At 73.1% G+C, this 509-nt stretch carries 1 protein-coding gene; it reads left to right on the forward strand.

Annotated elements, in window-relative coordinates; genetic code table 11:
* The coding region (locus GVL52_RS31825) for a hypothetical protein (RefSeq protein WP_200847967.1) at positions 1–509 on the forward strand (509 nt) is incomplete at both ends.

Here is a 509-nt window from a genome sequence, read left to right on the forward strand (position 1 = left end):
GCGCTGATGATGGTCGAGATCATGGGGCACGAACGCATGCTGGCCGAATCGCGCGCGGTGGGGTCCGAACCGCTGGAGTCCCTCGCCATCGCCTTCGCAGACAGACTCAAGCGGCTGGCAGGGCGGGGCGTCGCCGTCTACCACGTGGGCGAGATGCGTTTCTGCCTGGAGCCCGCCGGCGGCAACCGCGCGCAACGCGAGCAATTCGCCGCGGAGACGGTGGCCGCCCTGAGCGGCCCCATGGCCTTCGACGGGCGTGCGATCGAACTGGCGCCCATGGCCGGGCTCGTGGAGTTCGATGCCGGCGCCGTGGGCCCCAGCGACGCCCTGCGGATGGCCAGCGCAGCCCTGCATTCCGGCCTGGGCCGCGGGGCGGCGCTGGCATGGCACGACGCCGCGCTGGATGCGGCCCACCGCCGGGCCTACCGCCTGGTGCGCGAGATCCTGCCGGCGCTGGCACGCGGCGAGTTCCGGTTGGTGTACCAGCCCAAGCTCAACCTGCGCGCGGG

It is taken from the genome of Rhizobium sp. 18055 (assembly GCF_902706285.1).
In the GTDB taxonomy this organism is placed as follows: Bacteria; Pseudomonadota; Alphaproteobacteria; order Rhizobiales; family Rhizobiaceae; genus Rhizobium.